At 60.0% G+C, this 25,093-nt stretch carries 22 protein-coding genes and 4 pseudogenes; 15 read left to right on the top strand and 11 right to left on the bottom strand.

Going from position 1 to position 25,093, the window contains the following annotated elements; genetic code table 11:
- Positions 1–192 precede the first annotated feature (192 nt).
- The 4 genes from DPV79_RS27630 to DPV79_RS27615 all read left to right on the top strand — a co-directional run bounded on the left by DPV79_RS27630 (position 193) and on the right by DPV79_RS27615 (position 9,297).
- Positions 193–2,235, top strand: coding sequence for an ATP-dependent nuclease (locus DPV79_RS27630; protein ID WP_113046987.1), 2,043 nt, complete (start codon positions 193–195; stop codon positions 2,233–2,235).
- Complete coding sequence (locus tag DPV79_RS27625) at positions 2,232–3,980, top strand: UvrD-helicase domain-containing protein (protein ID WP_113046986.1); 1,749 nt, start codon at positions 2,232–2,234, stop codon at positions 3,978–3,980. The genes DPV79_RS27630 and DPV79_RS27625 overlap by 4 nt, the downstream gene beginning before the upstream one ends.
- Positions 3,981–4,213: 233 nt before the next feature.
- Complete coding sequence (locus DPV79_RS27620; protein ID WP_113046985.1) at positions 4,214–4,789, top strand: recombinase family protein; 576 nt, start codon at positions 4,214–4,216, stop codon at positions 4,787–4,789.
- Positions 4,790–4,908: 119 nt separating this feature from the next.
- Positions 4,909–9,297 (top strand): hypothetical protein, encoded by a 4,389-nt coding sequence (locus DPV79_RS27615; RefSeq protein ID WP_113046984.1) that lies wholly within the window; start codon positions 4,909–4,911, stop codon positions 9,295–9,297.
- A 247-nt stretch (positions 9,298–9,544) separates the two neighbouring features.
- Here the strand turns inward: DPV79_RS27615 and DPV79_RS27610 are convergent.
- The 6 genes and pseudogenes from DPV79_RS27610 to DPV79_RS27580 form a co-directional block, all read right to left on the bottom strand.
- Positions 9,545–9,769, bottom strand: a pseudogene (locus DPV79_RS27610) (type VI immunity family protein); the annotation flags it as partial.
- Positions 9,711–10,202 carry a PAAR domain-containing protein gene (locus DPV79_RS27605; protein WP_113046983.1) on the bottom strand — a complete coding sequence of 164 codons (492 nt, stop codon included), beginning with the start codon at positions 10,200–10,202 and terminating at the stop codon, positions 9,711–9,713. The pseudogene DPV79_RS27610 and the gene DPV79_RS27605, both read right to left, overlap by 59 nt.
- Before the next feature lie 615 nt (positions 10,203–10,817).
- Positions 10,818–11,021 carry a hypothetical protein gene (locus DPV79_RS27600; RefSeq protein WP_113046982.1) on the bottom strand — a complete coding sequence of 68 codons (204 nt, stop codon included), beginning with the start codon at positions 11,019–11,021 and terminating at the stop codon, positions 10,818–10,820.
- Positions 11,022–11,606: 585 nt separating this feature from the next.
- Positions 11,607–11,693, bottom strand: a pseudogene (locus tag DPV79_RS43890) (transposase); the annotation flags it as partial.
- A 21-nt stretch (positions 11,694–11,714) separates the two neighbouring features.
- A complete protein-coding gene (locus DPV79_RS27585; protein ID WP_060217503.1) occupies positions 11,715–12,449 on the bottom strand; it encodes a LytR/AlgR family response regulator transcription factor in 735 nt (244 codons plus the stop codon).
- A gap of 1 nt (position 12,450) precedes the next feature.
- Positions 12,451–13,536 carry a sensor histidine kinase gene (locus DPV79_RS27580; protein ID WP_244321822.1) on the bottom strand — a complete coding sequence of 362 codons (1,086 nt, stop codon included), beginning with the start codon at positions 13,534–13,536 and terminating at the stop codon, positions 12,451–12,453.
- A 414-nt stretch (positions 13,537–13,950) separates the two neighbouring features.
- Between DPV79_RS27580 and DPV79_RS27575 the strand changes: the two genes are divergently transcribed.
- Entirely contained in the window at positions 13,951–14,493 is a 543-nt protein-coding gene (locus DPV79_RS27575) for a hypothetical protein (RefSeq protein ID WP_113046980.1), read from the top strand.
- Positions 14,494–14,800: 307 nt separating this feature from the next.
- Complete coding sequence (locus tag DPV79_RS27570) at positions 14,801–15,004, top strand: hypothetical protein (RefSeq protein WP_027788527.1); 204 nt, start codon at positions 14,801–14,803, stop codon at positions 15,002–15,004.
- Positions 15,005–15,061: 57 nt separating this feature from the next.
- On the opposite strand, the gene DPV79_RS27565 is transcribed toward DPV79_RS27570, so the two are convergent.
- On the bottom strand, positions 15,062–15,862 hold the full coding sequence (locus DPV79_RS27565) for a transporter substrate-binding domain-containing protein (RefSeq protein ID WP_059486527.1): 801 nt from the start codon (positions 15,860–15,862) through the stop codon (positions 15,062–15,064).
- A 185-nt stretch (positions 15,863–16,047) separates the two neighbouring features.
- Here DPV79_RS27565 and DPV79_RS44000 point away from each other — a divergent pair.
- Positions 16,048–16,173, top strand: a pseudogene (locus DPV79_RS44000) (RHS repeat-associated core domain-containing protein); the annotation flags it as partial.
- Positions 16,174–16,206: 33 nt separating this feature from the next.
- Here DPV79_RS44000 and DPV79_RS27560 read toward each other — a convergent pair.
- Positions 16,207–16,337 (bottom strand): annotated as a pseudogene (locus tag DPV79_RS27560) (IS256 family transposase); the annotation flags it as partial.
- A 362-nt stretch (positions 16,338–16,699) separates the two neighbouring features.
- On the opposite strand from DPV79_RS27560, the gene DPV79_RS27555 reads away from it, so the two are divergent.
- From DPV79_RS27555 to DPV79_RS27525, 7 genes are all read left to right on the top strand, one after another.
- Positions 16,700–17,008, top strand: a complete 309-nt coding sequence (locus DPV79_RS27555) for a hypothetical protein (protein ID WP_113046979.1) — start codon at positions 16,700–16,702, stop codon at positions 17,006–17,008.
- Positions 17,009–17,786: 778 nt separating this feature from the next.
- Positions 17,787–18,110, top strand: coding sequence for a DUF7716 domain-containing protein (locus DPV79_RS27550; protein ID WP_027788523.1), 324 nt, complete (start codon positions 17,787–17,789; stop codon positions 18,108–18,110).
- A 287-nt stretch (positions 18,111–18,397) separates the two neighbouring features.
- Complete coding sequence (locus DPV79_RS27545; protein ID WP_113046978.1) at positions 18,398–18,979, top strand: hypothetical protein; 582 nt, start codon at positions 18,398–18,400, stop codon at positions 18,977–18,979.
- A 103-nt stretch (positions 18,980–19,082) separates the two neighbouring features.
- Entirely contained in the window at positions 19,083–19,571 is a 489-nt protein-coding gene (locus DPV79_RS27540) for a DUF4265 domain-containing protein (RefSeq protein ID WP_113046977.1), read from the top strand.
- Between the two features lie 52 nt (positions 19,572–19,623).
- Complete coding sequence (locus DPV79_RS27535; protein ID WP_113046976.1) at positions 19,624–20,064, top strand: SMI1/KNR4 family protein; 441 nt, start codon at positions 19,624–19,626, stop codon at positions 20,062–20,064.
- A complete protein-coding gene (locus DPV79_RS27530) occupies positions 20,061–20,426 on the top strand; it encodes an immunity protein Imm33 domain-containing protein (RefSeq protein WP_244321821.1) in 366 nt (121 codons plus the stop codon). The genes DPV79_RS27535 and DPV79_RS27530 overlap by 4 nt, the downstream gene beginning before the upstream one ends.
- Entirely contained in the window at positions 20,423–21,118 is a 696-nt protein-coding gene (locus tag DPV79_RS27525) for a DUF7716 domain-containing protein (protein WP_113046975.1), read from the top strand. Before DPV79_RS27530 ends, DPV79_RS27525 begins: the two co-directional genes overlap by 4 nt.
- Before the next feature lie 92 nt (positions 21,119–21,210).
- On the opposite strand, the gene icmH is transcribed toward DPV79_RS27525, so the two are convergent.
- The 3 genes from icmH to tssJ form a co-directional block, all read right to left on the bottom strand.
- The gene (icmH, locus tag DPV79_RS27520; protein WP_021161821.1) at positions 21,211–21,993 is read right to left on the bottom strand and encodes a type IVB secretion system protein IcmH/DotU; all 783 of its coding nucleotides are present in this window, start codon (positions 21,991–21,993) and stop codon (positions 21,211–21,213) included.
- Positions 21,990–23,336 (bottom strand): type VI secretion system baseplate subunit TssK, encoded by a 1,347-nt coding sequence (tssK, locus tag DPV79_RS27515; protein WP_011350756.1) that lies wholly within the window; start codon positions 23,334–23,336, stop codon positions 21,990–21,992. The genes icmH and tssK overlap by 4 nt, the downstream gene beginning before the upstream one ends.
- A gap of 102 nt (positions 23,337–23,438) precedes the next feature.
- Positions 23,439–24,050, bottom strand: a complete 612-nt coding sequence (tssJ, locus tag DPV79_RS27510) for a type VI secretion system lipoprotein TssJ (RefSeq protein WP_059677145.1) — start codon at positions 24,048–24,050, stop codon at positions 23,439–23,441.
- A gap of 373 nt (positions 24,051–24,423) precedes the next feature.
- Between tssJ and DPV79_RS27505 the strand changes: the two genes are divergently transcribed.
- A complete protein-coding gene (locus DPV79_RS27505) occupies positions 24,424–25,053 on the top strand; it encodes a tetratricopeptide repeat protein (RefSeq protein WP_059622474.1) in 630 nt (209 codons plus the stop codon).
- The last annotated feature ends 40 nt before the right edge of the window (positions 25,054–25,093 follow it).

Genomic DNA, 25,093 nt, shown 5'->3' with positions numbered 1-25,093 from the left:
CCCTTCTGTGCGACGACCTTCTGAAGAGTGCCAAGCCAGCCGGTGAAGGTGTCCGGTTTTCAGGTGGCCGCCCTAGGCTTGACGGTATATATTTTCCCACGGCTAGTATCTCGTTCGCTATGTGGGAGACGAACCGTGTGCGGCCGATTCACGACATGCGGAGTCGCGCATAGATATTGGGGGAGGTGCCAAATGCAGTTGAAGAACATCTCAGTCAAGAATTTTCGACTGTTACATGACGTAAATCTGATGTTGGAGAAGCAAACGACCGTAATCGTCGGGCGAAATAACAGCGGCAAGACTTCTTTGACCGAAGTGATGAAGCGACTGTTGGCGGATAGTAGCCCCTCGTTTCAGCTGGAAGATTTTTCGTTTGGTACCCATGAAATGTTCTGGGGCGCTCTTGTGGCGGCGGCACAGAATCCCGAGGAATCCGAGGTGCGTAAGGCACTACCCAGCATCGAAATTCAGCTAACTTTCAGCTACGAAATTGGCGAGCCGCTGGGACCCCTTAGTGAGTTCGTGATTGACCTAGATCCAGCTTGCACCGAAGCGCTCGTCGTCGCGCGCTATACGCTCCGCGATGGCAAGGTCAAAGAGTTGTTTTCAGATCTGACCGCTCCTGACGCTGCGGCCGAACCGGAGCAGATAGAACATGCGAGGGTCGCTCTGTTTAAGGCGCTGCGTGATCGAGTTCCACGCTTGTTCGCCACGGTCTTCGTTGCGGTTGATCCCCACGACGCAACGAATGAAAAGATTGTTGATGGTTCTGCTGTGAAAGCACTGTGTGCTAGTGGATTCATCAACGCGCAGCGTGGCCTCGATGATATCAGTCAGAAAGATCGCGTTGTCATAGGCAAGGTGCTCGAAAATCTCTTCGCAACCGCCAAGACGAATGCAAAAGATGCGGAGGACCATGGTACCGCCGAGCAACTCGAACAGGCGGTCAGCGAGATTCAGGAAAAGATCGGCGCGGATTTCAATTTGAAACTCGACGCGTTACTGCCAGCGCTCTCGTTGTTTGGTTACCCAAGCCTCTCAGACCAGAAGCTGCATACCGAGACCACCCTTGATGTTTCCCGACTTCTCACGAATCACACTCGCGTGCGCTACAGCGGCATAAACGGAGTTCACTTGCCAGAGGCTTATAACGGCTTGGGAACGCGCAACATCATTTTGATCCTGCTTCAGCTGCGCGAGTTCTTCAAGCTCTATTCGGCTATGGAGCCGCGACCGAATGTACACATCGTTTTTGTCGAAGAACCGGAGGTTCACCTTCACCCACAGATGCAGGAAGTGTTCATTCGGAAGCTTGGAGAGATTGCGGCGCTGTTCAGCAAGGAGATGGGAGCGCCGTGGCCCGTGCAGTTTGTCGTCTCGACTCATTCCTCGCATGTCGCCAATGAGGCGCATTTCGAGGCGATACGGTATTTCCTCGCTGCTCATGATGCGAAAAGCGGAACGAGGAGAACCAACGTAAAAGACTTGCGCAAAGGGCTGGAAGGAAAGGGCGAACCCGACAGAACCTTCTTGCACCAATACATGACCTTAACGAGGTGCGACTTGTTCTTCGCGGATAAGGCCGTTTTGATCGAGGGAACGACGGAACGGCTCTTACTACCCCGCATGATCAAGATGTTGGACGAGGGGCGAGCAGCGACCCAGAAAATTGGCAGCCAATATATTTCCGTGATTGAAGTTGGGGGAGCTTACGCACATATCTTCTTCGACCTCTTGATCTTTCTTGAAATTCGCACGCTCGTCGTAACCGATATCGACACAGTAAAGTCAAATGGGAAAGGAAAATATGTGTCGTGCGAAGTGCGTCAAGGTACACGCACCAGCAATGCATGTATCAAGGCATGGTTTAAGAATGATATCTCTCCGGCAGAGCTCATAGCGGCCGATGCAGCCTCCAAAACGCATGCCAGCCGGCGAATCACGTTCCAATTGCCAGAGCAAGAGCATGGTCCTTGCGGCCGTAGTTTCGAAGATGCCTTCATGTTGGCAAATCCGAAGCTTTTCACATTTGCAGGGCCGGGAGCCTCGGAACGCGAGACACAGGCTTGGGAGGCAGCGAAAGAGGTAAAGAAGTCCGAATTTGCCCTGACTTACGCGCTGTCGACGGACGTATGGCAGATCCCACGCTACATAGCCGAAGGGCTCAATTGGCTTGCCGAGAACAGTCCACCGCAGGCGGACGCCGCGACACTGGCGATAGGAGTCGTCGTATGAGTGCAGACCTGCAACCAAGCCCAGCCCTCGTGGCGGCACAGGCCGCAGACGATCAAGTCGCAGAATGCTTGAAGGACGGCGCGAGCTTTCTGCTTGAAGCCGGCGCAGGGGCAGGAAAGACCTACTCCCTGGTTGAAACCCTGCGACGCCTGATTGCCACCGAAGGCGATAGATTACGCCGACGAAGCCAGCGCATCGCGTGCATAACTTATACGAACGCCGCTACAGCGGTCATCAACGGGCGGATCGACGGGAACCCGCTAGTATTTACCGATACGATCCATGCATTCTGTTGGTCGCTGATTAAGGGGTTTCAGGCTGCGCTACGGGAGCGTTTGCCCGCGCTCCCCACATGGCAAGAACGTGTAGCCAACGGTCCCGCGCTAACAAATCAAACCGTCGATTATGATCTCGGATACCGGCGCCTCACCGACACGCTCGTGTCGCTCCATCACGACGATGTGTTGGCCTTGACAGCGGCATTGTTGCCACTATCAAAGTTTCAAACCATTCTGGCCGATCGTTACCCGTTCATCCTCGTCGACGAGTATCAAGACACCAACACTGAGATCATGCAGGCTATTCAGGCCAACCTGCTGGGGCGGGTCGGCGGGCCTCAGATTGGGCTGTTTGGAGATCACTGGCAACGTATTTACGAGGATACCTGCGGCCATGTTGAGCACGAGGTGCTGACGGAGATTGGCAAGAAGGCAAACTTCCGATCCGCAACCTCGATCGTCAACGTACTCAACAAAATTCGGTATGAACTACCGCAGGCTGTGAAGGACGAGCGTTTTCTGGGCTCGGCGGTGGTCTATCACACCAACGCGTGGGTCGGCGATCGACGGACCGGAGCCGGCGGCGGCCACTGGAAGGACGATTTGCCGGCGGAGATCGCACATCAGTTTCTTGAGGCATGCATCGCAAAGCTGAAGGGCGACGGATGGGACTTCGCACCAGACAAAACGAAAGTCTTGATGCTGACACACAACGTTCTCGCTGCCGAACAAGGCTACGCCGCACTTGCGAAGGTGTTCGCATACACCGATCAATTCATCAAGAAGGAAGACGACTACATCGCGTTTTTTGCTGATCGACTTGAGCCTGCCTGCGATGCTTTTCAACGCCGTCGCTATGGGGAGATGTTCGATATTCTGGGCGACACGGTGCCTCAGTTCACCACTCATGCCGACAAGTTACGGTGGTCGACGGCGATGGGTGAACTCTTGGCATTGCGCCAATCTGGAACGATCGGAGAGGTGGTCGCGCATATCACCGCGCACGGCTATATTAGATTGCCAGAGGCGATCGGCCGCCGCGAGCATGAAGCGGATCACTTCGAGCCGACTGCCCAAGAGGATTTGCCTGAACGCGTGGTCGTTACAAGAAACCTTAGAAATGTGCAGTATCGGGAGGTAATTGCGCTCGACCAGTTCATTGATGGCCATACACCGTTCGCCACAAAGCATAGCGTCAAGGGCGATCAGTTCGAGAATGTACTTGTCGTACTCGGCCGTGGCTGGAACAAGTACAACTTTGATCAGTACCTTCAATGGGCTGGATCAGGCAATATCCCGCTCGACAAACGGGTCGCCTACGAACGCAATCGCAATCTTTTCTACGTGTCGTGCTCGCGGCCGACGACACGTCTGGCATTGCTATTTACACAGAAGCTTTCGCCGGAGTCGATTCAGACCTTGCAGTCGTGGTTCGGTGCCGACGCCGTTCATGGCTTCATGCCATGAGCAAACGATGCGCGTCAGCCTCCCACCGGCGTTGTGTTGGAGCGCACAGCGCATCGGATGGGCTTATGCCATTCACATCGGGCGAATCTCCGTATCCAATCCGATCGGGTAGCGTGTCCGAAAGCGATCCCTTACGGACATGTGTGCTCAGGACTGTACGAAAATAAGGGTTTCATATTTACGGACATAGGGTATGATTCGGACATCCTTTTCGAACACACTGAGAGTGCAGCATGTCCCGGACCTTCGCATATGCCCGTGTCAGCACGACCGACCAGTCGACAACCAATCAACTTCGAGAGATCGAAGCGGCCGGTTTCTCCGTCGACAAGCGTCGGGTCATTACGGAAAGCATTTCCGGTAGTGTCAGCGCGGATCAGCGGCCGGGGTTTGCGGAACTGCTTCTCAAAATGGAAGAAGGGGACGTGCTGATTGTTACGAAGCTCGACCGACTCGGTCGGAACGCGATGGACGTGCGAGCAACCGTCGAAGCTTTGGCCTTTCGCGGTATCCGAATTCACTGCCTTGCCCTTGGCGGTGTCGATCTGACCAGTGCAGCTGGCCGGATGACGATGCAGGTCTTGAATGCTGTTGCCGAGTTTGAGCGCGACTTGTTGATCGAGCGGACGCAGGCTGGTATCGCACGAGCAAGAGCGGAAGGGAAAGCGATGGGCCGTCCGTCTGCACTGACCAAGCAACAGCAGAACGAGGTGCGGCAGCAACTAAACGAAGGGGCGAGCGTGGCTAGTCTCGCGAAGCGCTACAGCACAAGCCGCCAGACGATCATGCGAGTGCGTGACGTGGTGTAAATGCCGCGTCGTTCAAAGTCACTTTTCGGTAACCGAGGCAATCGAAGCGGTTTTGCACTTGAGTCTGCGAGATATACCATTCCGACAGTGCTTTGAGACCCTATAGCGCGACGCTACCAATGACAACAATCCCGCTGAATCGGCAGTTTTACGAGTGGAACGAACGTACAGACTGGAGTCTGTATTCAAGATTCCGAGCGGCTGCAGGCCTTTCGGATGGATTGTTAGGCTGGTCCGAGCTGCTCGCCAGACGCCGGGTTGTGATTCTTGCTGAGGCGGGTAGCGGCAAGACCGAAGAATTGGCCGCGCAGGCCCGCCATCAGGCAACTGCCGGTCGGTTTGCTGTGTATGCAACTGTTCAGGATGTCGGGCGACATGGGCTAGACAAGGCCTTGCGGGCCGCTGACCGGCAGCGCTTGGCCGTCTGGCGTGACAGCAGTGAACCGGGATGGTTTTTTATCGACTCCATCGACGAGGCAAAGCTCGATAATGTCCGGCTGGAGCGAGCGCTGCGACATATAGCAGAAGGAATTGCAGGCGGAGAGGGGCGCGCTCACATCGTCCTATCCGGCCGACACACCGATTGGGAATTCGCGAGGGATGCCGAGCGATTAAGGGAGGAACTGCCTCTTCCACGCGACAACCCCTCCGAGCCGCTTCCCGCACTTGAAACGTTGGTGCGTCAAGTCCTGCGTAACGAAAAGCGCCCTGAGCCGGCGCCTGCGGAAACACCCTTGATCGTGGTGATGGCTCAGCTCAATTCAGAGCGGGTGCGGACCTATGCTGCTGCCAAAGGCGCTCGGGATCTCGATGGCCTGATGGCTGCTATTGAGGCAGGAAACCTATGGGGCTTTGCCTGCCGCCCGCTCGATCTTGACTGGATCGTGCGCTACTGGCACAGCCACGGGCGACTCGGTAGTTTCAGCGTGATGATCGAAGTCGGGCTGCGCGAGCGATTACAGGAAACCGACCCGGAGCGCGGTCGTCGCGATAGGCTCGACTCCGTCCGCGCCCAACAAGGATTAGAGCGGATCGGTGCAGCGCTGGTGTTTGGACGGCAGTCAACCATCGCTATTCCGGATAACGATACCAGGCTTAGAAGCGAAGGAACTGCAGCCAAGATCGATGACGTACTACCGGATTGGCCGCGGGAGGACCAGATAAGGCTGCTTACGCGGCCGGCGTTCGATCCAGCGACCTTTGGGCGCGCGAGATTGCATAACGACAACGAAGGCGCAGTGCGGTCATATCTGACAGCACGTTGGCTGCAGCGGTTACGTCGTGCCAATCTCCCGCAACGCCGGTTGCATGACCTGCTGTTTTCGCGGACCTATGAGATTGAACTGGTCAGACCGTCAATGTCCGAGGTTGCAGCCTGGCTTGCCCTATGGGATGAAAGCGTAGCTGCCGAGGTTGTGCGTCGCGCTCCGTTTCTGCTGATTACCGCAGGAGATCCTGCACATCTCTCATTTGAAACCAGGCGGACATTGCTGACGGCGATCGTGGAACAGATGCGCCGAGACGAAGAAGTGCCACTGTTGGATCTCAGTAGCCTCGCACGGTTCGCTCAGCCGGACATTGCTGCGGCACTGCGTGACATCTGGGCTGCAGAAAAGGAACATGTCGAAATTCGCCGTTTCGTGCTGCGGTTGATTTGGTTGGGCAAGATCGAAGAGTGCGCCGACATCGCGGTCTCTGCGTCATTCGGCCAATACAGAGATCTCTACACAGCCATGACCGCTGGCCGCGCGTTGCTCGCAACTTGCGATGGAGGCACACGAAGGCGGTATGCAGAGCATATCAAGTTGCATTGCGCATCAATGTCGTCAACGCTCGTTTGGGAAGCCGTCGAACACCTGTTTCCTGAACTAATCAGCGTCGATGACTTGGTGAGAATTCTTGCGGTCGTTCAACTCGGCGACGCAGAGGGAGGGGGCTTCAATTTCGCATGGCACGGTGCGGAACTCGTCGAGAGATTATCAAATGCAGCCGACCTTACCCGATTGATCGAAGGGCTCTTGGAACAGCTGGAAGCAGATCCGCAACCGAATATTGGCGCAAGGTCGCCGCGAGATGAGCAATATGCTCCTGCGCTCGGCGTGGCTGCACAGCGGCTACTGGAAATGTCGCCTCCGCACCTTGCGCCGAACGCAGCTGTCGACGCATTGCTGCGTATCGGTGATCGGCGTCTGAATGTGAGAAGCCAGCGGAATAAGGGGGCATCTGATGCAGTTGTCTTGCTGCGCCGAACGCCGGAGCGTCGTCGTACCGCCTTCTGGCGGGCAGCGGAACAGCTGCGCAACCACCGCACGCTAATGGGACGTCCATTGCTCCATCGTTTCCAGATGGAGCACCTCGGTTGGTCTTCGGGGCTAGTACTCGATGACGTCAACTGGCTTTTGTTAGATGGTGCGTCTCGGACCCATGCGACTGAGCGGCAATTGGCAATCAATTCTGCCCTTAATCTATGGTTCACATCGGGCGAGTCAGAAGCGCTGAAGGCGAGAATTGCCGGCGTTGCAGCGACGAATGCGGAGATGCAGGCCGCCTATGTTGAATGGATGACGCCGCGTGTGAAGTCAGCGGATGAGATCAAGAGTGAAGAAGAGCTGGCAGAGACCATGAGGGAAGTCGAGAGCGAACGGTCCCAGCAGGAACAGTCTTGGATCGCCTTTATCGAGGATCTACGTGCAAATCCCGAGCAATTGCGTCGGCTCAACCCCACTACGACAACGAGTGTTGATGGCCGGATGTACGGTCTTTGGCAGTTGCTCAACCAGGCCACTCCTAGTAACTCTCGTTACGCGATCGATAGCGTTGAGCCTATTCGCGAGCTAGTCGGTCTGGAGGTGGCGACGGAGTTTGCAGCTGGCCTGCCGGAAATTTGGAGAGCCTGGAAGCCGACAACACGCAGTGCCCGTTCGCCCAGCGAGCGCAATCTTGTCAGCACCATAGATTGCCTAGGCCTCACGGGAATTTCGATTGAAGCAGCAGGGCAGTCCGATTGGGCACAGCACCTGACTAAACAAGAGGCGATCCGCGCCACTGAGTATGCGACGTTGGAACTCAACGGGTTTCCCGATTGGATCGTAGCACTGGTATCGGCGTGGCCCACCGCGGTCGAAGAAGTGCTAGTGCGAGAGGCAACGAGCAACCTGGACGAGTCTACGCCGGAGGGGTATTACACGATACTGGACGCGATTAGCCGCAGCGATGAAAGCCTTGTGCGTCTGATGTCTCCGGCTTTGATGCGCGAACTGAACGCCCGCCCTGACTTGGGCAGGGCAGCACTGCGACCGTTGCTGTTCATCTTGAAACGTGGCCTATCCGGCGACTGGACGCAGGCGCTCTATGAGTTGGTGCTGCGCAGATTCCTGTCGTCCGCAGAGCCACAAGTCAGTGCGCAATACCTAGGCGTTGCATATGCGATCAATGCGCAAGGTGCGACGGATAGCCTGATGGCGAAGCTCGATATGTTGGGCGAAGTGGAGAAGAGGGCACTCGTCGAGCATGTACTGCCACAGATTTTTGGTTCTAGGTGGTCGCTCTCTGCCCCGTCCCAAATGCATTTCGACGTAGCAACGCTGGAACGCCTGGTCCTGCTCGCATACAGCACGGTGCGAGTGGAGGATGACCGAGATCGCTCGAACAAGGGCGCATATTCGCCAGACGAGCGCGACGAGGCGCAGGAGGCCCGTTCCGCCGCTTTCAATGCTTTGGTTACCATGCCGGGGCATGCCACGTATTCCTCGATCCTGCGTCTGATGGAGGCACCCGATTTTCCGGTAACGCGATCGCGCCTGCTCGCGCTCGCAAAGGAGCGAGCGGCCAAAGATGCGGATGACATAATCTGGCGCGCCGATGACCCATTCCACTTTGAGCAGCAATATGAGCGGCAGCCAGTGACCGGACGCGAACTGCAAGTTGTGGCTCTGCAGCGTCTGGAGGATCTGCAACACGACCTAGTTCACGGCGATTTCCAGCAAGGCACCACCTTGCGCGCATTGCCTGACGAAGCGGCTGTACAAAATTGGATGGCCGATCGACTACGACAGGCGCAGGGGACATCCTATTCGATTGAACGCGAAGTGCGGGTTGCCGATGAGAAGGAGCCAGATTTGCGATTCCGGGCGAAGGCCAGCGACGCGAATGTGGCGACTGAAATCAAGGTTGCGGAAAGCTGGACGATGCAGCAGCTTGAGGACGCGCTGATTACGCAGCTATGCGGACAGTATTTGCGCGGACAAGACGGTCGAGAAGGCATCCTTCTCCTGGTGCACCAGAAATCGCGTCCAAAGGGATGGGAGCTTCCCGATGGCACTTTCCTGAACTTTGGGGCGGTAGTGGAGCGACTGCGTGCTTTGGCCGCAAGCGTCCGGGGAAAATCACCTGTTGGCCCGCAGCCAGAACTCTGCGTGATCGATGTTTCGAGTTGCGTTCCTCTTGTCGAACGTCGCAAATCGTTCCGTAAGAAGTCTACGCGAGCGAGCAAAGACACCTCCGCGTAAGGGAGGCTGGAACTATTCGTTGAGTGAGAAGTGACGACTTGCACTCGCTGCGTCACTCCGTATCGCTGCACGTGGGCAATGGCCAATATGAGTCCAATGATCGCGGCGCGGTCTGGCAGTACCTTGCCGTTATAGGCCGCTCGAACTACGAGGGCCAGACCGACAGCATTCGATCGGTAAGTGACGCTCGCGGAAACCGGTAGGTCATTGCGTATGGTCGATCACAAGCCGCTCTCGGGTCTCAACATCACGCCGTTTCGCCGCCCACCTTCGGCGTCTTGTGTAGCTCGATCCAGAAGTCGTTGAGTTGATCGTCTTGTACGTTGAACCGGCGCAGCCAACCGTCGGTCGCTACGACCGTATTTAGCAGGGGAGCAGTGCTATCCCGTGTCCCGTCTTGCAGGGTATCAACGTTATCCGCGATGATCGGCCGCAGTGCACGGTTCAGAATGACGTACGCGGCGGGCGGCGATCGTCTGGCCGTCCGCCGAGGTTACCGTGTAAGGGTGATTTGGGATCGGTGCGCGTGTTTTGTCGTCGACGAGCTGGAAGCGGCCGCGATAAGCGCCGTCGTCTTGGGGCGTCGTCTGTGTGACAACGCTTTTGCCAGCGCCCACCGAGCCGCCTGTCCCTGAGGTCGGTTCCACCGTTGCCATGCCTTGTGATGCGATCAGCGTTGCACCGCATGCAGTCTTGTCGCCGTCGGTAGCTACGGCCCGGCCCCCGAATGTCATGCTGCGGACTCGGACGCCGACGATCGGATAGACGCCGCCGCACTTGGGGCATGACACCATGTTGCCTTCGAGCGCGAGTGGCTTGCCGAAGACGATGTTGGTAGATGTGCAGGCGAGCACCCGGCCACCGTGCGACGTCGTATCGCCTTCCCGAATGAACGCAGAACTCATGCCGAGTCCGCTGTTGAAATTTTGCGAGGACTGTAGCACGCACCGAATAAGGGTAACTACCCTGTCAAAGTTGCCGGGAGGCTTCGCAGTGAGCGGCGTGGTGCAATTTTTGACCGTCCAAAGTCACTTTTCATTGAACACAATGCCAGCTTTGCCGTTGCATCGGGGAGGGCTGCGGCACGGAGTTTCTTTGCGCGCAGCGTTCCAGACCGCACGGTGCTTCTCGACACGGCTGGCGTCATGCGACGTATTTGCCAGCTATCTCCAACTTTGTCTCCAAGTAAATGAGTGTTTTGGAGATACGCTTGGAGATAGTCGGACCCTTGGCCAATAAGGCTTCCGGGGTGAATTGAGCATATATCTCCAAATCTCCAGAAGTTTTCTGTTCGGGCGGCCGACGATCGGCGACTTACGCCACAATTTTTCGCTCGGTGGTCTCATTCGCATGGGTTCAACCGATTGGGGGTATGTTTGGGGGTTCAGATTCCAATCTACGATTCCATTTTCTTTTTGAATCAATATATTGGATAAGGATTGTTGATCCTGCAGCCGCACCAAATTGAACGAAGGGCCGGGAGGTTTTCCTCCCGGCCCTTCGTCGTTTCAGCGCTCACTTTACTGGCCGGCCAGTGCAGCCTGGATGCCTTCACCCAGTCCGGCGAGATACGCGCGCCCTTCACTGCCGTACTCGGGCCTGTCGAATGCCTTGCCGTCCACGACGACCAGGATCGCGGTCGCTTCTGTCGGCGCGATGCCCGCGGTGTTTTCGCCGATAAGATCAGGCGTGGCGACGCAGCCGCTTACGGGCGCTGCAACCACGCTGGAAGCTGGACCCCGATCAGGAGATTTTGATGTCGTGTGAAAAGTGTCGAAGCTTTAGCGGAACGAGTTCCAACTATGAGTATCTGGGTATAAATATTTCCAGGCATGCGGAGTTGTACCGGTGCAAGAATTGTGGCCAACTTCTAGAGATTGTTGCGGAAGCGAGAGCGCCATATTTTCTTACGCTTGAGCAGGCCAAAGAGCACTTTCCGGATGCCCGAAAAGATCTCGAAAATCTTGCACCATGAATGTGACCGCACGAGTATGCTCGAAGGGTACTAGGCTGGCGATGATGGCTGGAGGAGGTTCTCCGATCTCTTCTCGTCTTCTCGAAATACAAGGATTTGCCGGAGGTCCAGGAGCTGGCCAGAGACCTTCATGAGCAACTCGATCTTGCTTACCCAATTTACCGGGTTGCCGGTCCGGAATCTGCCAAAAAAGTGGATAAACTCCAATGTCCCCGCATTCGACGGTATTCGCCCCATTGATTGTGCCGGCGATTCAAAGTTGACTAAGCCTCTGCGCGAATACCTAATGCGCGTGCCCTCTTGATGATCGATGCGAGTAATTCGCGGAGTGTGATCGTGCTTCTGACTCATCCATGCCGCCGTAGCGGCTATGCCAGCTATAGAACGTCGCATCCGATATGCCGTGCTTGGGGCACAGATCCACGATCTTCATGCATGCCCCTCACATCTGCCTGAACAACCCCGCATACGCACGACTGACGGGCAGCATTTCCCGCTGCCCGTGCACGCGAATCCGCAACCGTCCCAGCAAGTCGCGCTCGATACGATCGATCGCTGCATACGCAACGATCACGCCGCGATGCACCTGCGCGAACCGTTCCGGATCGAGCCGCTGCATCAGCTCTTTCAGCGGCGTGCGAATCACGAGCCGTTCGCCGGCCGTGACGACTTCCGTGTATTTCTCCGACGCCTGGAAATACAGCACATCGTCGACCGAAACGAGCCGCGTCGCATCCTTCACGCCTACCGTCAGCCAGCGGATCGGCACCGCTTCTCTCGCTTGTGCCGCCTGCGCGAGCGCATCGGCCTGCGCAAGCGCCGGCCCGCCGCGCTGAAGCTTCGCGATACACCGCAGCAGCCGCTCGTCCGTCACCGGCTTCAACAGGTAGTCGACGGCCGCGCGATCGAATGCATCGACCGCATATTCGTCGTAGGCCGTGACGAACACGACATGCACGTCCGGCACCAGCGCGGCCAGCTTCAACCCGTCGATGCCGGGCATCCTGATGTCGAGAAACGCGATGTCCGGGCGTGGCGACGCGTTCAGCGCGGCCAGCGTTTCGATGCCGTTGCGCGGCATCGCGACGATTTCCAGTTCGGGCCAGAGTTGCCCCAACCGCTGCGCGAGCGAGGCGGACAGGTTCGGTTCGTCGTCGGCGATGAGGGCGGTCGGCATGTCAGTCGATCGGAATCAGCAGGGTAGCGGTGACGCCATACGCGGCGGTGGCGTTCGTTTCGACGCAGACGCGGCCGCGCTCGCCGTGCAGTGTCCGGATGCGCGCCGCGACGTTGGCGAGCCCGACGCCGCCATGCAGGCGCGTGTCGCTTTTACCGAGGCCGACGCCCGTATCGATCACGTTGAGTTCGAGTTTGTCGCCACGCATCCTGCCGCGAATCACGATCACGCCGCCGTCGATGGAAGGTTCGATCCCGTGCAGCAGTGCATTCTCGACGAGCGGTTGCAGCAGCAGCGGCGAGAACGGCAGCGCGTGCAGGTCCGCCGGCACGTCGATCGTATAAGAAAGCCGCTCGCCGAGCCGGATCGATGCGATCTTCAGCAGCGCTTCAACGAGTTCGAGTTCCTCGCCGAGCGTCGACGTCGCATCGCGCGTGCGTCGCAGGCTCGCGCGCAGGTAGCGGTTCAGGCTGTCGAGCATCGTCGATGCGCGGGCCGGGTCGCGCTCGATCAGGCTCTGCACGTTCGCGAGCGTATTGAACAGGAAGTGCGGCTCGATCTGCGCCTGCAACAGTGCCAGACGCGCGGCGGTCTCGGCCTGGCGTGCTTCGGCGGCTTCGCGGCGCTCGGTCTCGAGCGTTGCACGCATGCGCATCGATTGCAGGAACAACGATACGCACACGAACAGGATCGCCGAGATGAGCAACGACGGCCCATAGTTGTCCCATGTTCCGACGCGGGCGCGCCCGAACACGTGCGGCACGTTCCCGCGGACGATCGCTGCCGATATCTCGAAACCGACGAGCACGCTGGCCGGTGCAATCACGACGGTCTTCAGCGCGAGCCCCGGCTTGCGCGGCAGCAGGCGGTCGGCGGCGTGGCTGAACAGCAGCGCGCAGAAACCGATCGTGTTGGCGACGACGAGGTAGGGCAACAGCGGTTCGTTGAAATGGATCGCCCAGAACCCGAGGCCGACGACCGAGTTGAAGCACGCGAACGCAAGCAGCGCGGCCGGATCGCGCAGCAGCCGCGGCGGGGCGCCGGCGGGTGGCTGCGGAATCGGCGACGGGTCGGACGTGGCTCGCATGGTGTCGGGTGAAGGTGGGCGCGCGATGCGCCGATGGCCTGACCTTACTGCCGGACCGGTCGATAACGCGCCCGTTGCGACGAACGGCGCGCGGCTTCGACGAAGCGCGTCGGCTGCCGACGGTTGGCCGGTTTCCGCCACGAGTGTAGTGGAAGGTGCTGCGGAAGGACATGGGGTGTTGCCGGTTGCGCGTCGAGCACGAAGCGCCGGCCGGCGGGGGAGCGTGGACCATTCAGCTCGGACGTCGCCGGCGGCCGGATTCGGTGGCGCGTCATTCGTTCCGATTCGCCGGACGATCATCGCCGCGACGCGCAACTCGTCCGCAATTTCCGGCCGCCCGTCGCAAGCCGTGCCGTCTGCCTGAGCGGCGCAGTACGGTGTTGCCGTGTCCACTCCGACCAGGCGACTTCGACCATGTCCGCGCTCCTTCACCTGAAGCCTTACGTGTACGTAATGTTCTGCGTGCTGCTCTACATCGGCATCAAGCGCTGTTTCCCGCGCGAGGTGCCGGCGGCCCGACCGCTGATCTCGCCGGTGGCATTCGGGATGCTCGGCATCGTCAGCCTGAACGGGCTTTTTCCGCATGCCGGCATCGACGCGAACGCGATTGCGCTGGCGGCCGTCCTGGGCGGCGCAGCGCTGGGCTGGCTGCACGCGAGCCGGTGGCGGCTCGAGTATCGTCCTGCGTCGTCGGGCCTGCGCGTGCGCTTGCCCGGCGACGCCAGCCTGCTCGTCACGCTGATGCTGACGTTCGTCGCCGAGACCGGCATCCATTACGCGGTCGCCGTGCACGCGGCGTGGGCGGCGACGAGCGGCTTCGTGATGCTGTCGTTCGCGGTATGGGGCGTGCTCGTCGGGATGACGCTCGGGCGCGCGGTGAACGTGGTCGTGCGCTGCATGCGCCATGCGAGCGGATCGGCAAGCGGCGGGTTCCCGTATTCGGCCGACCCGCGATGAAGGGCGCGAAACAACCGGCGAGCAGGTAACCGCCGGCCGAGCATGCGATCCGTCTTCGTCAATTGGATCGGCATCGAATCGAAGCGGCATAACGCGCGCTGTCTTGCGCCCTGTTTTTCTGTCATGGCCGCGTCATGGTGCGCCCATAACGTTGCACGTTCCCGTCGCGACGACGTGCCCGCGTCGCAGGCAGGCCTGCCGGGATCTCGCTCCCGGCGGCGCGGCAGTCATGCCACGCGCCATTACATTCGAAAATACGATCGACGCCGGTTCGAACCGGATCGCGGACGATCAGGAGACAGGGACCATGCTGAGCCCGCATGAATTCTCGATGCTGTTGCGCGTTGCACGTGCGCCGGACAGCGTCGATCCGTCGAATCCGGCTTTTGCCGTGCTGGTCGAGAAGCGGCTGGTCGACGATACGCAGATGCGCATGAACGCCGTGGCCGCGCGCCCGGCGCTGACACCGGTCGGCCAGATGCTGCTGGCACGCTTCGACGAAGCGGCTTGAGAAAAAGCGTCACGCGTTCGTCGACACGAAGCGCGTGACGCGTCGAGGCTGTGCCGTTTATTGCGCGACCGGCACGGTCACATCGCTGCCGAACCAGTGCATCGAGATCTTCTTCAGCGTGCCGTCCTTGTGCAGCGAGTCGAGCGCGTCGTTGATCGCCTTCTCGAACTTCGGGTTGCCCTTGCGGAACGGGATCGCCATTTCCTGCTTGCCGCCGTTCAGCACTGCGCCCGCGCGCAGCGGCAGGTTCGACGTCTTGATCATGTACGGCAGCATCAGGCGGTCGTCGAGCGTCGCCTCGATCCGGCCGGCGGCGAGGTCGCGCAGTTTCTCCGGCGCGCCCGGATACGTCTGCACCTCGATGCCCGGCACGGTGCGCGCCATCTGGTCGTAGTTGGTGCCGAGCGTCACGCCGAGCTTCTTGCCCTTGAAATCGTCGAGCGACTTGAAGTTGCGCGTGTCGTCCTTGCGCTGGATCAGCTGGGCGGCCGAGTACGTGTACGGCTCGCTGAAGTCGAGCGCTTCCTTGCGCTGCGGCGTGATCGTGACCTGGTTGACGATCACGTCGAACTTGCCGGCCTGCAGGCCGGCGATGATGCCGCTCCATTCGGTCGGGATGAACTGCGTCTTCACGCCGAGCTTGCCGGCGACCGCGTTCGCGACGTCGACGTCGAAACCCTCGAGCTGGCCGGACGTGCCGCGCGAGTTGAACGGCGGATACGTGCCCTCGAGGCCGACGCGCAGCACGCCGGCTTTCTTGACCGAGTCGAGCAGGTCTTCGGCGTGCGCGGCGACGGCCGTGAAGCCGAGGGCCGACGCGAGCAGCAGGCCCGACAGCAGGAACTTCGAACGTTTCATCGCAGATCTCCAGAGGTCAATGTCGTGTGGTGAGCGCCGGGTATCGGTCGAACCCGGGGGCGGCCGGAATACGGGCATGTAGACACTACTCGCAACCGCGCCGCGCCGGAAGTCGAATTGGCCCTGATTGAAATCGATTTCAGCAGGGCGGGGGCGGCCGGCCGCGTGATTGGCGTGTGGGGGGGGCGTCGTACAAGGCGTGGGGAGTCGCGCAAGAAGTTGTTGCGCGGGTATCGCGAGTGACGGGCGAAATCACTCGAAATTCACTCCGATTTCAGGGTCAGCAAATTGATGATGAAAGTGGATTGCACGGAGTTGGACGCCTGGACGCGGATTGTCTGGCCTGCTGCAAGCCGTTCGTTGATCGTCGACCGGTTCAGCGTCCCGGGCACCAGTTGCTTGATCAGTGCCGGGTCAAGGTTCAAGCCGTCGTGCCCGGTTCAATCGTCACTTCCTCCTTGCGTTTGCGTGGCATAAAAGTGATTCCTTGGCTCTCGGTTTATGCCTCACACAAAAGATCGGATAAGCTCCTGCCCGTCGGTCTGGATAGACGGCCTTGTTGCCGACTACGCCGTCGTCGCGGATCTCGATCCGCAGTGAGTCGAAAAAATAGTCGCATGCATACATTGCGAAGAAATTGGAACGCTTTCATTCCAATGAGTGAATTTTCATTTTTAAGCCTATGTGTCGCCGCGGGTCTCGCCGTCGCGTGGTCGATAATTTTTATGCGAAAAATTACGAGGCAAAAGAAAATCACCTGGGGTGATGTCAAGACGTGGATCAGGAACGTCATCGATTCGCTCTAGTTGCGAATGGGAAACGACAATAGGATGAGACATGGGCCGGATACTGTGTAAATCGCATGGCGCAACCGGGGTGATACATGTTTCAAGCGATATTGCCGCCGACATGAAAACGGACGCGAGGCGCTTGAAGATTCTCCGTTACGACATCGACTGGCTGGGAGACGGACTCGCCGACATTTCATACTTTGTTTCGACCGATGTCGCGAAACAGTTCGGTTTGCCGGAGCCTGGTGATGCGCCGTTTGGATCGGATTTCGAGGATCAGCATGCGGCCGTCTTCGATGGGCTCGTTGCTGTTTGCGACAAGTGTTTTGGCGAGTATCAGAGCAGAGCTGCTTGACCGGTTGGGCTCACCATGTACTGGTCATGTGCCGAAGCGAGCCTGCGGATGGGCAGGGAGTCGATATCGAAGCCGACAAAGCGGCGTTCGAGATGCTGACGCTGGGCGTTGCGGTTCAGGTGGTGCGCACCAAGGTCGCGCCGACGCTAAAAAGGTACGGCAGCCTATCTCTACAACCTGCAAGTCGATGACAAGCCTGCTCAGTACACGAGAGCGAATTACGAGCCGGTCACGCTGAACGGCAAGTATCCTGCGCTTGCATCACGCTACACGCACAAGATTTTCAAGGTCGACCGGGTGTATGCACATCGGCTTGACCTGATCGCAAGCAAGCCTTGCGGTGACGGTTGGACCTGCGTCATTTTCTCGTCGGGTCTGGCGGCCAACGAAAATCCTGCGAAGCAGGGTATGGCGAAAATCTACGAGACAGTTCGATACCAGCCTTGATCGATGCGTTGTGCCCTGGTCACTGCTCGATAGCGTCTCCGTGTGGTGGCCAACAGTGTATTGGGACTGATCGGCAGCACTGGGAACGGGGCACATATCGCGCCTGCGTTGCTGGAGCCATCACCACGGCCAGATCGGCGCGTTCGCTTCATTGGCATAATCACGACCTTTTGCGGCATCATGCGCGAGCGCTGATGTCCGATTCCGTGATGCCGACGAACTACGTACGTGCTTTGCGGCGCTCACACGAATCTACCGACGATATCGCACATGCATGTCACGACGCCGTGCCATCCGCACCGCCAAACGTCACTCCCACCCCCTACAACCCATGCTCGCAACAACCGACCTGACGACCGTAGTCAGCCTGAAGCAGATCCTCGAAACGCCCGGCGACTTCTCTGGTTGGCTCCATCTACCGCCGAAGCCGTGGACGCTCGATACAGAGGGCGCATTCTCGGCAGACGCGCAACATGCCGAAGACGATGCATCGTCCTCGATCGCGCTGCAACCCGGCTGGAGCGTCACGCTGAACAGTGCGACGATCGAAGATATCGTGATCAACGCCCACGACCAAATCGACGAACCGAGCGTTTCGCAGTTGCTCGACGCATTCGTCTTTTACGTAGAGAACGATGAATTCATCCTGTTCTGACGACGTGGTTTGCCACACGTCATCATGAAATCCTGGCGGGACATCCTGATTGCAGCCAATCCGCTCGTTCGATTTCTCGAGGAGGATGCATTTTTGGCACCGTCTATCTCGGCAATCCCGCGGCGCATTACGTTGTCCGGGATGCGAAGGTCGCAAGTCGTTTAGCGACCGATGACTCCATCGACGATTTCGGTGAATTCAAGTGTCGGCATGCGGCTGACAGAGAGACCCGAGACCGGTATCGTTCGCAAGCGATTCGACAAGGCGCCATGTCGCCGGGAGGCACGATGCACACTCGGGATCTGAAGCAGTTCATCGTCGAAATTCGCGACACGGTGGGCGTGCACGCAAGCATCGGCGCACCTGCGCCCGACCATGCAACACACACGAGCTTCCTCTCCGTGAGCGATGAAATTGCTGCATGGTTCAGCGCACTCGACGATGTCGATCTGTCGATTCCCTGGACCGCCGACGACCTCCTGTTGTACGGCAACCAGGCGAGTCTCGCGCGTGGCCAGGCCGGCTATCGTGTCGACGCATCTGGCCGGCGTCTGTCCGGATGGCACGACGACTGGATCGTGCTGGGCCAGATGGGCGGCGATCCCGTGATCGTCGTCCCGGGAGGCGATGTGCTGTTCGACCGCCACGGCGCGGGCTCCTGGGCACCATCGCGCGTTGCGTCATCCCTCACGCACTTCGCCCACGCGCTGTGTATCTGGTGCGAGTTGTACGTTGGAAGGTACTCACGCGATATCTTCGACGACACGTATGAAATCCGGCCGGCATTCCTTGCTGAAGTCCGGGCGCGGATAGGCGAGGCGCTGCCCGATGCGGAAGCGGTGGTGTTCCTGGAGATGGTCGGCGGGTGAGTGCGGGCGAGCAGTCTCGAGCAATGCGCAGGCCAATCCGCAGGCAGCCCCGGGTGACACAAGTGATTGACTGAAACACGGTCTTACGTACGGCGAGAACGAAATGCTTGACCCCGACCAGGATGACGACCTGATCTACGTCTACGCAGGCAACTCCGGAGACGCACCGGTTCGCGAAGAACTTCCCGCGCGTCAGGTCGAGCCGGGCATCTACGAATTGCTGGCATCGCCTGGCCTGACGCTGAATCTCGCGAAAGGCGATCTTGTCCGCATGGATGACCCCGATCGTCCTGCCACGGTGCTGAAGCGCGGCGGAAACTACTGCATCCAGATCTATGGCGACGCGATTCCGGATCGCGACATCGACCGGCTTGCGCATGAGGTCGAATCCGAACTGGGCGGTACGCTCGACGGTCGTTACGGCGGCTCGCTCGCGTTATCGGTGCCGTCCGGTGCGGGAGGCGAACGAATTCGTACCGTCTTCGACGGCTTCACGGCAAGAACCGGCCTTGCCTGGTACTACGCGAACATCTACCGGAACTTCGAGGATCCGGACGACGAAACGCTGCTCGACTGGTGGCTCGAGCCGTGACGCGCAACATCGAACACGTGTACGTCGGAGATACCGACAGGAAGATCAACCGATGACCCGCACACCGACCATCGGCACGACCGTGGCCGAAATCGAAGCAGCCGAAGCATCACTCGGCCGCGCGTTGCCGCATTCGTTCGCGACATGGCTGCTGCTCAACAACGGCAGGTCGCTTGGCGGAGTGTCCGTGTTCCCCGTCTTCGATGCGCGCAATCCGCGCAAGACCTGGAATTCGATCGTTCGGCACTACAGCGAAGGTTGGCGCGCGTGGCGAGACAACTTCGACCACACGGATGCCGATTTCTCGAATCTGTTGCCGTTTGCCGAGTTCGGGACGGGTGACTACTATTGCTTCGACTACGACCGGACAGAGGCATCGTGCGAACCGGCCGTCGTCCTTTGGTCGCACGAGACGGGCGAGACGACGCCGGTATCCGACAGTTTCACGGCTTTTCTGTCGATGCAGGACGGCATGGAGGGGAGCGGGAAATGAACCTGACGGATGATCCGGCCGCGTTACGTGAACGCCAGGAGGCCGTGTGTGCGCGATACGCTCTGCGTGCTGCCGAACCCGGGCACAAGGTTGCGGTCGCGATAGCGACGCTCGGGCGGATGCCAGTCTATGGCACGCGCATCGCGCTGTCGGAAGGCGATGACATCGGCTGGTTTTTCCACTGCGGCGAATATTCAGAGGCGCCCGACTTCTACCAGCCGCTGCACGCCGCACATCTGCCCACCTACCTGCCGCTGGTCTTGCCCTATTTGATGCTGCCGCCCGGCGCGCGTTTCATCATCGACGACGCCGGCTACGAAGACGTCTGGATGGATCTCCCCGGCAACGAGGCGTCGCGGTGAGTGCGCGGCAGACCTTTCGCAAGGCGCTGATGCTGCTCGATCATGGCATGACGGATCGGGGCGAAGCCGTGCTGCATCTTGCGCTGACCGAGGCCGAGCAGGAGGGCGATCGCGTTGCCCTCGCCCAGTCGCTCGTCGCGCTGGGCGACCTGATGTGCGAGACGTCACGCAGTGGATCGGCGCGTCCGTTCCTGGAGCGGGCGCTTGCGGCGGCACGAGACCTCGATGCCGGCTTACTGGCGTGCGAGCGTGACAGGGCCGAACGATTGCTGGCGCGTATCGAATGCGAGCGCATCGGATTGCAGATTCGCGGCCCGGAAGATTTCAAGAACAGGACGTTCACGCTTGCCGACTTCATCGTGGTTGTGCGAGCGAAGGCCGAACGGCCGGAGGGCTACGATCCGGCGTGGCAATACGATGTGTACGGAAATGACGGCGATGCAGACTGGTGTCCGCGGCAGACGATCTATATCGGCGACAAGGTACACGTCGACGACGACGATCGCGAGCGCTACCCCGAGCGGGTCACTGAGCTCGGTTACGTATTCCGCTACTCGTGCGAGCACTTCCAGGACGTCGTCGATCTGGCCTGTCGCCAGAAACCGGGCGCATCGATCGACGACCTCGTCCGCTGTCTCAACCACTTTGATCGCCGCGACGACTTCCTCGATCTGGATTCGAACGGCGAGTAGCCGCGAGCACGACGAACGGGACGTCGCAACAAAAAAGGACCGCCGGGGCGGTCCTTTCTCATCGTGAAGCGAGGCAGAGAAGCCTCCGCTCCTCAAGGCAGCGAAATCGTCAAATTGGCCGATTCCGGCCCGACCTTGATGACCTGCGAATAAGGCGCCAACGCCTGCAGCGTCTTGTCCTTCAGATACGTATTGAGCCCGAGATACCCGAGGAGCGCCACCAGCGCAAAAACCGCCCCGATCGCCCAAACCGGCACTTCGCGTTTGAGTCGATGCGCGATCTGATCCGGCAACGGCCAATGCGGCGCGAACGGCGCCCGCTTGCCCTTCATATGCGCGATCTCGTCCCCCAGCCGTGCGGTGAGGTAAGCCAGCTTCTCCGGCCCTTCGAGCAGATACTTGCCCTGGAACCCGAGCAGCAGGCACATATGAAACACCTCGAGCGACTGCAGCCGCGCCGCACCCTGCGCGCGGCACTCCTCGAGATACTGAAAGAACTTCTCGCCCGCGAGCTGCTCGCCGAACAGCACGAGCTGCAGCGGCCGGCGTTCCCAGTCCGCACGGATCTTGAACTGCGACGACAGCACCATCTCGTCGATGGCCGCGCAGAACGCGAACTTCGCGCCGTACACATCCTCGGCCGCGATATTCAGCTTTTTCGCGCCGCGCTCGAAGTCCGACAGGAATTCCTGGATCCGCGTGCTGAACTCGCTCGCGCTATCCGGCTCCCGCCTGTTCTTGAGCAGGAACAGCATGAAGAACCCGTCGTACAGCAGGTCGAGCAGCGAACGGGCCTGGAACGAGGCATCCGTCGACGCCGGGGTATGCAGGGGAGGCGGCGCGTTGTCGCCGAACAGGGAAGGCGCGTAGCTCATGATGTGACCGCGATCAGTTCGAACTTCAGGTCATTGATGCCAGTCGGCGCGTAGATCATCGCGGACTGGGCCTGCAGCATGCGCTCGTACAGCGCGCCGCGCGAATCGAGCGCGAAGTAGCAGGCGCCGGGGCGCACCGGAATCGCGGGCGGTACCTGCGGCGTGTACGACAGCCGCACGCCGGGCATCGCCGACAGCACGAGCTTGTCGACGTCGTCGGGCGCACCGACCTTGAAGCGGGCCGGCACCGCATCGACGAGCTCGACGCTCGGCATGTCCGCGGACACCGCGAGGTAGAACTCGGTCTTGTCGTCGATCTTGCCGGAATCGAGGCGGCCGAGGTGGAACGACGGGCGCACCTCGTCGAGCGTGATCGCGAAGTAGCGCGTCGAGATCACGGTGTCGAGCAGCTCGCGCAGCATCAGGTCGAGACGCGCAAAGCTCGGGCCCGGATCGTCATGGCGGTACACCGGCAGGTCCGCGAGCGTGTAGCCCTTCGAGAACGTCATCAGCTGGCCCGCGAGGCGCAGCAGTTCCTGGAACAGCCGCTCGGGATGCAGCGCCGAATGCTGGTGCAGGTGCGCGAGCGTCGCGAACGCGGCGTTCGCCGTGTGCAGCAGCCAGAACGACGCGATGTCGCCCGAGCGGAATTCGATGATGTTCTTCGACGGCTCGCGGTGAAAGCCGTACAGCGCGTTCACCTTCGCCTGCAGCGCATCGACGAGCTGGCGCAGCCGCTGGTGCAGGATCGGCGATGCGTCGATCGCGAGGCACGGCGGCACGAAGCTGTCGTCGATCTCGAAACCGGACGTCGCGGTGCGGCGCACGCGTACGAGCGGCACCGACAGCAGCTGGTCGCGCGGTTCGCTGTGCGCGATCAGCTTGACCTGCGTCTTCAGGAACGTGATGTCGGCTTCGGCTGCGTCGGTGAAGTTGTCGCCGACGCTGGTCTGCTCGCTGACGAAACGCGTCATGAAGCCGGCGGCCGGATCGTCGCTGTAGTTGGTGCCGTTCTCGCGCAGCGGGTGCAGCGCGAGATAGAACACGAATTCGTTGATGCCGTCAGGCAGCGTGTCCAGCGCGATCGGCGGCGGCAGGTCGTCGGCCTGCGGCGCGGCATACAGCGCGCCGTCCGGGAACACGAGCGCGAGCTCGGCCACCCGCAGCACGTTGCTGCCGAGTGCGTCGCGGTCGATGCGCACCGAGCGCACGCCCCAGTTGTACGGCTGGATCGCCTGGATCGATTCGAACAGGCGCGCTTCGTGGTACGCGTCCTGTCGCTGAAAGTGTTGAGGCCGGAGGAACAGCCCTTCCCCCCACAGCACCTTGGCCGAATAACTCATGTCAAATCCGGTTAATGTCGCGTTGCGATGTAATCGATTCGTTCGTGCCCGAATTAAATCGCCAATTGTTAACTCTTGTTAATTGACATTCGTGCGTCATGTTTAACCGCAGGAGACCGAAGAAAGCAAATTCAGCGGTTGCGAAGGCGCACCCTGTTGCGGTGCGATGACGGTGCCATCGGTGACCGTCATCGCGCAATTATGCAGGCCGATGATTATGCCGGATTTCTCCGACTTCACCGGATCGAACGTCAGTTTCCATCGTTGTAGTGCGGGATCGCGGAACAGCGCGACGATGCCGAACGCTTGCGCTTCGCGCGAAACCTTCTCGGTCGCCGTATAGCGCTGGCCCGGAATCAGCGTGATTTCACGCACGTTCAGCAAATCCGCGCCCAGCGCGGCTTTTTCCTTGGTCGGATCCGTAAATGCGTCGAACGGCGCCTGCTGGAACGACGTCGGGTCCTTCAGCGCATAGAGCCGCACGACGAGCGCGAGCGGCTTGTTGTCGGTCGCGGCGTTCAGGTTCGGCGCCGCGGCGAGCGTGATGCCGAGGTTGCGCGGCGGCTTCTGCGCGTCGGGCACCTCGGGCTTGCCGATGCCGGCCGCGGACATCACGGCGCTCGCGGCCGAGCCGAGCAGCGGGGCGGCCGCGCATCCGGCCAGAAGGGCGCAGGCAAGCAGCGGCAGCGCATAGCGAATCATCAACGATCTCATCGTATTTCCGGCGTGCTGCCTTTATCCCTGTCAAATCTGCCGGGTATTTCCGCGCGCGTTGCGTATCCCCGACATTGCACTGTTCAACTATTAAGCACGCCCGCGTCGTGGCGAGCGCCCGGAAATTTTTTCCGCCGCCCCGGCGGCGCGTCGTGCAACCAGTAAAACTTGCCCATTCCGGCCGAAAGAAAAATCGCTGCGAGCCCGCGGCGAGCGGCCATTGGAGGGGGTAGCGCCCGGTTTTAAAAGGAATTACTCTTCACACGACGATTGAATTATGAAAAATTGATCGGTACTATACCCGCGCGCTTCTTGCAAAGCAAAAGAACCAGATTCTCAACGATTTAAAACTCACGCGCCGGTGGATATAACGATGAAAGACCGTCTCTTCGCAAAACTGTCTGGGGTAGTAGTGGCTTGCGGCGTGATCGCCGGCTGTGCGAGCCAGCCTCCCGCACCGCCGACTGCCGAGGTGTTCAACAAGTCGCTGGCGGATGCGGACGCAGTTGCGAAGGCGGGGGACCAGGACAAGGCTCTCGGCCTGTATCAGCAGCTCGCGAAGTCGGATCCGACGCGCGAGGAGCCGTGGTCGCGCATTGCGCAAATCCAGTTCGCACAGAACCACTACGGTCAGGCAATCGTTGCCGCGCAGGAAGCGCTGCAGCGCGACGCGACCGACCGTCAGGCGAAGAGCGTGCTGGCCGTGGCCGGCCTGCGGATCGCGACGCAGTCGCTCGGCGAGCTGCGTCAGGATTCGTCGCTCGCGGGCGACGCGAAGTCCGATGCGCAGGCGCTCGCGAAGCAACTGCGCGACACGCTGGGCGAATCGGCGCTGTTCCCGCCGGAGACGAAGGCCGTGAAGCCGCGCCCGCCGCGCCGGGTCGTTCATCGCCCGAAGACCGGCGGCGCACCGGCGGCCGAGGCAGCAGCGACCACCACGCCGACGCCGCCCACCACGCCGCAAAAGGGCGGCGCGGATCCGTTCGGCGCACTGCGCAACTGAAACCGCAACTGACGCGATAACCACAACTAACCTGGGAGCC

The sequence above is a fragment of the Burkholderia reimsis genome (assembly GCF_003294055.1).
GTDB lineage: Bacteria > Pseudomonadota > Gammaproteobacteria > Burkholderiales > Burkholderiaceae > Burkholderia > Burkholderia cepacia.
The sequence above is the reverse complement of the archived record's forward strand: the minus strand, read 5'-3'. Positions and strand labels throughout refer to the sequence as shown.